At 55.2% G+C, this 6,397-nt stretch carries 7 protein-coding genes, 1 tRNA gene and 1 pseudogene; 4 read left to right on the top strand and 5 right to left on the bottom strand.

What is annotated here, in order from left to right; genetic code table 11:
* The 4 genes from B3Y70_RS08020 to B3Y70_RS08005 form a co-directional block, all read right to left on the bottom strand.
* On the bottom strand, positions 1 to 783 hold a 783-nt coding region (locus B3Y70_RS08020), incomplete at its 3' end, for an ABC transporter permease (protein ID WP_288589582.1).
* Between the two features lie 81 nt (positions 784 to 864).
* Positions 865 to 2,427, bottom strand: a complete 1,563-nt coding sequence (locus B3Y70_RS08015; RefSeq protein ID WP_011783994.1) for an ABC transporter substrate-binding protein — start codon at positions 2,425 to 2,427, stop codon at positions 865 to 867.
* A gap of 156 nt (positions 2,428 to 2,583) precedes the next feature.
* Positions 2,584 to 3,306 carry an LrgB family protein gene (locus tag B3Y70_RS08010; protein ID WP_273031256.1) on the bottom strand — a complete coding sequence of 241 codons (723 nt, stop codon included), beginning with the start codon at positions 3,304 to 3,306 and terminating at the stop codon, positions 2,584 to 2,586.
* Complete coding sequence (locus tag B3Y70_RS08005) at positions 3,299 to 3,664, bottom strand: CidA/LrgA family protein (RefSeq protein ID WP_023008399.1); 366 nt, start codon at positions 3,662 to 3,664, stop codon at positions 3,299 to 3,301. The genes B3Y70_RS08010 and B3Y70_RS08005 overlap by 8 nt, the downstream gene beginning before the upstream one ends.
* Positions 3,665 to 3,742: 78 nt before the next feature.
* Here B3Y70_RS08005 and B3Y70_RS08000 point away from each other — a divergent pair, with 78 nt between their 5' ends.
* The 4 genes and pseudogenes from B3Y70_RS08000 (at position 3,743) to B3Y70_RS07990 (ending at position 5,691) form a co-directional block, all read left to right on the top strand.
* A complete protein-coding gene (locus B3Y70_RS08000) occupies positions 3,743 to 4,288 on the top strand; it encodes a YaeQ family protein (RefSeq protein WP_273031258.1) in 546 nt (181 codons plus the stop codon).
* 90 nt (positions 4,289 to 4,378) lie between these two features.
* A tRNA-Arg gene (locus tag B3Y70_RS07995) sits at positions 4,379 to 4,455 on the top strand.
* A gap of 704 nt (positions 4,456 to 5,159) precedes the next feature.
* A pseudogene (locus B3Y70_RS17595) lies at positions 5,160 to 5,327 on the top strand (HipA N-terminal domain-containing protein); the annotation flags it as partial.
* 61 nt (positions 5,328 to 5,388) lie between these two features.
* A complete protein-coding gene (locus tag B3Y70_RS07990; RefSeq protein ID WP_153740827.1) occupies positions 5,389 to 5,691 on the top strand; it encodes a hypothetical protein in 303 nt (100 codons plus the stop codon).
* 525 nt (positions 5,692 to 6,216) lie between these two features.
* Here the strand turns inward: B3Y70_RS07990 and B3Y70_RS07985 are convergent.
* The coding region (locus B3Y70_RS07985; RefSeq protein ID WP_288589580.1) for an ATP-binding protein at positions 6,217 to 6,397 on the bottom strand (181 nt) is incomplete at its 5' end.

Below are 6,397 nucleotides of genomic sequence, written 5' to 3'. Positions count from 1 at the left end.
ATGCAGGAAATTGATACGGCCCGCACTCAAACCCTTGGCCCGGGCATAGCGGATGTAATCGCTTTGCAGAACCTCCATCATCTCCGCCCGGATCAGGCGGATAAACAGCGGCAACATGATGGATGCCAGCGACACGCAAGGCAGCACCAGGTGCGCCAGGCCTTCGCTGGTAAACAGACCGGATTCCCAGGTGCCGAACAGGTGCACCAGGTCATCACCACGGCCATAGGACGGCAGCCCACCTTCGGTGGTAAAGAAATCGTTGAGCCACTGGCCCCAACCGGTATCGGCCGGAAACCAGTTGACCGTTACACCAATGGAGAACAACTGAATCAGAACAATGGCCGTGAGAAACACCGGTATGGAAATACCGACCGTACTCACGCCCATGAAGAATTTGGACAGCCAGGCCTGGGGTCGGATGGCGGCATACACGCCAATGGGGACCGACAGGAAGATGATGATCAGGCTGGCGCCGATCACCAGCTCCAGGGTCGCTGGCAGATGTTCGGCAATCACTTCCAGCGCCGGCTTGCTGTAAAAATAGGAATTGCCCAGGTCGCCCTGTATGGCATTACCCGCAAACCGCAGGTACTGGACCAGGAAGGGGTCGTTCAGCCCCAGCTCCTCGCGAATGGCTTCCCGCTCTTCGGCAGAGACGGACATGCCCACCATTTCCTGAAGCGGGTCCCCGAGGCCATCCTGAATGGCAAAGGCGATGATGCTGATCACAAACATGACCAGCAGCGCCTGGGATATCCGCTGAACCAAAAACGCTAGCATGAAGGATTTACCGTTGATGAATACGTGAAAGCCTCTCTCCCGCACCGGGAGAGAGGTTGGGTCTCAGGGAGCACGCTCCCCTTATTCGATAACCAGATCGCCCAGGTAGGGGAAGTTCATGACATTGAGCACCGGCTCGATGTTCACTCCCTTGCGGGAGGCCCAGGCCAGGTCCTGCCAGTGCAGCGGTACGAAGGCTGCGTCGTCGTACAGACGCTGTTCCACTTCCTGCAGCATGGCCGCACGCTTGTCCAGGTCGGTCTCCACGTTGGCTTTTTCCACCAGGGCATCGATTTCCGGGTTGCAGTAGTTGCCGGCGTTGTACTGGCCATCACCGCTGTCAGCATCCGGGCAGAAGGTGAGGAATTCATAGAAGTTGGCCGAATCCTCGGTGTCTGCGTGCCAGCCAATCAGCATCATATCGGCGGCACGGTTATCATACTCCGGCCAGTACTGGGCTTTCGGCAGGGTTTTCAGGTCCACCTTGATGTTGATGCGCGCCAGCATGGCCGCCGCTGCCTGCGCGATCTTGTCGTCGTTCACGTAGCGGTTGTTGGGGGCCATCATGGTGATGGTAAAGCCATCCTCATAGCCGGCTTCTTTCATCAGCTGCTTGGCTTTCTCAACATCGAAGCGAGGCTTCAGGTTTTCGTTATGGCCCTGGTAACCCGCTGGCGACATCTGTGCTGCCGGCGTGGCAAAGCCTTTCATGATCTTGGCAGCAATGCCTTCCTGGTTGATGGCGTAGGCGATCGCCTGGCGAACTTTCGGATTCTTGAAGGCTTCAACCCGCTCCTGATTCATATGGAACAGGATGATACGGGTGCCGCTCATGGTCACCAGTTCGCTGTTGCGGTCGCGCTTGATGCGGTCCAGATCATTGGGCGGAACCGGAGCGATGAAGTCGACACCACCGGAGAGCAGAGCGGATACCCGGGTAGCGTTTTCCTTGATCGGAGTCAGCACGATCTTGCCCACGTTGCCCGGAGACTCAGTATCCCAGTAATCATCGAAACGCTCGAACTCGACACGCACGCCCTGTTTACGCTCGGTTACCGTGTAAGGACCGGTGCCGGACAGGTTCTCGGAAGCGAAGGAGTTGCCGTGCTTGAGGATGGCGTCCTTGTCTTTGCCATCTTCGGTCTGGCCGGAATAGAACTCACTGTCCAGCGGGAAAATGTAGGTGGCGGTGTTCAGCAGCAGAGGGTAAGGCTCGCTGGTGACCAGCTCGAAGGTGTAATCGTCGATCACGTTGATGGCGCTGAAGGGTTTGAAAATCGCCTTGAAGTCCTGGCTTTCCTTCAGTCGCTCAAAGGTGAACTTCACGTCGGCCGTGGTCAGTTCGTTACCGGAATGGAACTTCACACCCTCGCGCAGCTTGAAGCGCATGGTTTTGTCGTCCACACGCTCCCAGCTTTCTGCCAGGCGGGGCTCGAAACCCAGATCTTTGGTCCAGCGCAACAGCGGATCAAAGGTCATGTGAGACAACTGCAGAATGCCGCCAGACAACTGCTCATGAATATCGAGGGTAACTGGATCGGCGTCGTACGCCATTTTCAGTTCTTTGGTCGCATCGGCTGCCAGGGCCAGAGGCGCAGACGCCAGGGCCATGGAGCCAACAAAAGCTGCCAGTATTTTTTTCATCGCGTTTTCCGTCGCTGTTTTAGGAATTTTCACGGAACATCGGTGCAGGACGGCACCGATTGCCTGGCAAACAAGCTAGTCTCGGAAAACCCTTACGGCAATCGAAATTGCAACATGGACCTATTCGTATGGTGAATGACCCAAAAAGCAGCAGCCTCAGAACGGAAAGACAAAAGGCAAAAACAGCGCCGTAAACACACCCGTCAATCCCATCCCCAGGGAGGCAAAAGCGCCCGCCGTGGGGCTGATCTCAAACGCCCGGGCAGTGCCAATGGCATGACCATTAAGCCCCAGGGCAAAACCCACCATCCGGTCATCGGAAATCTTCATCCATTTGGCACCCCAGTCCACAAATACCGAGGCCAGTACGCCGGTAATCAGCAGACCGCCGAGGGTGAGTGCAACCGAGCCACCCAGCTGTTCCGCAATACCCATGGCAATGGGCGCGGTAACCGACTTCGGCGCCAGCGACGCCAGTATGGAAAGCGGAGCGTCCATTAGCCAGGCAATACCCACCGCATAGACAGCCGCCAGACTGGCCGCCAGTGGCAAGGTGCACAGAATTGGCCGCCAGAGCGCGCGAATATGGTGCATCTGCTGATACAAAGGCACACCCAGGGCCACCGTCGCCGGGCCCAACAATACCGTTAACCAGCGCGCCCCCTGCTGATAGGTTTCATAGCCAATACCACTGGCCGCCACCGCCGCCGCCAGAATCACCGCCGCCATCAATACCGGCGGCATCCACAGGGGGCGTCCCACCTTCGCGAACAACCAGTTTGCCGCCATAAACGCCGCCAGCGTCAGGGCAATGGAAAGCATCGGGCCTGTGGTCCAGACCAACAGCAAATCCTGCATTCGTCCGTTGAACTCAGTCATGACTGTGCCCCTGGGTGCGATCTCCCGCTGTTTTCTTCATCAGCCACAGCGTGGTCACGGAACTCAGCAAGGTACCCGCAACCAAAGCCACCGCAACGGAAAACCAGTGGCCCGCAAAGCGATCGGCAATAAAGAACACCCCCACAACACCCGGTGAAATCAGCAGCACCAGCACCGAGATCAGCCCGCGACTGGCTTCCGCCAACTGATCACTGACCCGCCCCCTCAACATCAGAGTGGCCGTGACCATCACCATCCCCAGCACGCCACCACTGATGGGCAGGCCGACCAGTACCCGCAGTGCCTCACCCAGCAGAAAAAACACCACCAGAACCAGAAAACCCCGCAACAACACCATGCTGCTATGCCCCGCCACGCTCAATATGCTCTACACTAACGCCCTGACCCGCCCAAAGACCACAGGACTATTCATTCAATGGCACTGAAAGCCACCATCTTCAAAGCCACCCTCCATATCGCCGATATGGACCGGCACTACTACGCCGACCACCATCTGACCGTTGCCCGCCATCCCTCTGAAACCGACGAGCGGATGATGATCCGGCTGCTGGCCTTCGCCCTCAACGCCAACGATAACCTGGAATTTACCAAAGGCCTGAGCACAGACGACGAACCGGAACTCTGGCAAAAATCCCTGACCGGAGACATCGAACTCTGGGTGGAACTGGGCCTGCCCGAGGAAGATCGCCTGCGCAAAGCCTGCAACAAGGCCAACCAGGTCATTCTCTATACCTACGGCGGGCGTGCGGTGCCGGTGTGGTGGGACAAGCACCATAACAAGCTGGAAAGATTTAGCAACCTTACTATTGTCGACCTTCCGGCAGAGGAAACTGCCGCGCTGGCGGCCCTGGCGGAACGGTCCATGACCTTGCAGGTAAGCATTCAGGATGGCGAAGTGACCATCAGCGACGAGCAAAACCTGGTCAACCTGACGCCAGACCAGCGGCTACCTCGAATCTGAACGAAACGGTTAATGGCCGGGGCTGGACAGAAGCCGCCGGCACACGTAAGATTGCGCACTCGAAATTGACGAGCACTCGTTGTTTCGAATGCGCCCGTAGCTCAGCTGGATAGAGCGTTGCCCTCCGGAGGCAAAGGTCATAGGTTCGAATCCTATCGGGCGCGCCATTATTTCCAAAGGCTTGCGTGAAAACGCAGGCCTTTTTTGTTTGACTGTGCCCAAATGGTGCCCTGGCAGTGCCCGACCAATTTGGGCTCGAGCATAATGGCTCATTAAGTTGACCTTTGCTCGGCTTCCGCCTCACTTTCTTTATGGCCCAGCCGCTCCTAACTAACCCGGACGATTTTGGTCTATGGCGGGATCCAATATTGACCCAAACGACCCATTGTCAAAATCTGCTGACATCCAGAATCCTCTAACCACTCATCGCGGAACCCGTCCAGTCACCCGCAACACTTGAAGCAGCGGGACCTGAAGAACGTATTGAGGCTGATCAATGCCTAGTTCTCCCTTCGATTCCTGACGGGGGTTATACTGGATTCACCAACTTAGTTTTGAGGTCGTAACCATGCATCCCATGATTGTGGTTGCCGCTGCACTGATTCTTGTCGGCATCACCGGGGCGGCGATGTACGCCATCGCATCCCGACATGACAAATCTAACTCTGGCTAAATCACCAGCCACGGGCCCCTATAAATTTATGCCTATCGGAGTGATATGAAAGCCATCGTTAAACTGCATGACCGCGTCGCCGCCATACTCGAGCGCACAGACAACATGGTGTTCTTTGAGTATGACCGAGACTGTGTCAATAAAAGACTACCGATGCGGTATCTCAGTCTTATTCTGTGAGAAAATCCGTATGTCACTGAGGGCGGGCTACCAGCTAGTTTCAGTGGGCTGTGCAGTGAAGGATGGTTACGTCATACCCAATGTTTTCAGCAGGTAATTCACCCGGATGGTGAACTTACTCTGCTGGAGAACAATGGCCAAGATCTTACGGGAGCGGTTACTATCGAGCCGATAGCTGAATACTAAACCGCTAGCAATTCAACTGCCAAACCCGTATCAACATTCCGACGACATTAAGGAGAATTATTTGTCCGGTCGACACGAGCATTCCGAACTACTGATTGACGTCAGAGACCTTACTTCCAATCCAATGCAATATTTTCGCGAAAAACCTACAGCGGTGCATAGCGATGGTAATGTTCTTGGATACGTCATAGGTGTTGAACTATTTGAGCAAATGATGAAAACCATCGGCGACTTCGAGGAGGCTAGAGCTATTCGCAGTCAGTTTAGGCCGAGCGCAGAGCGCCTTAGAGAAATCTGCCAGCGCAGCGCCGAAGCACTGGATAGGAATCTCGACAACAATCGAAATAATCTCGCGACAAAATAAGTCGCCCCCCGTGATTCTATTGAATTCAGAGACCACGGTTTGAGTCCGTCATTGGAAGTACCAGAATTTCGAAGATAAAGCTCCGCTACCGTCAAATTTCGGATAAAAGCCGGCTCACCCGGTACCCTTTACGCTTCCAATGGCTCTAGTGAAGCCGTTTCTGTTTCCAACTAAGGGGAGACCTAATACGGGAGCAACGTCAGTAAAGGTCGCAAAGCGGACATTCAGAATGTATCAAGTTTATGAAAAATTATGGGATTCGAAGCAGCATAATTGAGTACTACAAGGCCAACCGCCCGCGATTCTCGTCTAGTAAGGGTGCTGACGAGTGATACCTACCCGCACAAAGATGACGCTCAGACCTGGCGCAACGACTGATCTCTGGATAGAACTCTGAAGCCCTCTGCTCAACCCAACAAGGATAGGTGCGTATTCCGGCGAACGTGAACACCCATACCGGTTGAACGTGAACACCATTTTTCTTAACGCATCACCCACCGGAGTTTTTACTCCGGGTGTTCACGTTCAGTCAATTTCCTGAAGTCGTTTTCTCATCGATTCCCCCTTCAGAGCCCAGCGATGGGCGTTGTGCATGAGCCGGTCCAGGATGGCGTCAGCCAGGGTGTTATCACCGATGGCGGCATACCACTGATCGGTAGGCAGTTGACTGATGATCATAGTCGAGTGCGTGCCGTGACGGTCATCC

Source organism: Marinobacter sp. UBA5687 (assembly GCF_002420325.1).
GTDB classification, from domain to species: Bacteria; Pseudomonadota; Gammaproteobacteria; order Pseudomonadales; family Oleiphilaceae; genus Marinobacter; species Marinobacter nauticus.
Note: the sequence above shows the minus strand (reverse complement) of the source record. Positions and strands in the feature narration are given on the sequence as shown.